Origin of the sequence: Pseudoalteromonas luteoviolacea CPMOR-1 (genome assembly GCF_001625685.1) — a bacterium.
GTDB classification, from domain to species: Bacteria; Pseudomonadota; Gammaproteobacteria; order Enterobacterales; family Alteromonadaceae; genus Pseudoalteromonas; species Pseudoalteromonas luteoviolacea_K.
In genome coordinates this window covers 1-340 of record NZ_AUYC01000101.1, presented here as the reverse complement: position 1 = coordinate 340, position 340 = coordinate 1, and the positions used below count along the sequence as shown (strand labels likewise).

Here is a 340-nt window from a genome sequence, read left to right as displayed (position 1 = left end):
CGCGTCATTTTGATCAACCGTCCCATCTTGGTTGATATCCAAGAATACGGTACCTGATACTGATTTATCACCGGCTTTTGGTTTTTCTGTAAATTTGATTTCTGGTGTTGCGTCTGTGCCGACTACCACTTTTGCGACATTGCTGACCACACCCGCATCCGAGCCGATATAACGGTTACCTGTTTGATACGTTGTGCTCGGTGTTTGCGTGATGGTGTAACCATCTGCATTCGATTCAATCAAGCCTGTGAAGCTGAACGCACCGCTCGCATCAGTCGTCGTTGTGGTATTCACTGCCTGACCAAACTTATCTGTGCCCGTGATAGTCACGGTGATGTCT

1 protein-coding gene is annotated in these 340 nt (G+C 47.6%); it reads right to left on the bottom strand.

The window, feature by feature from the left end; genetic code table 11:
• Nucleotides 1–340: hypothetical protein (locus N473_RS26640; RefSeq protein ID WP_196766488.1), on the bottom strand; the 340-nt coding region annotated here is incomplete at both ends.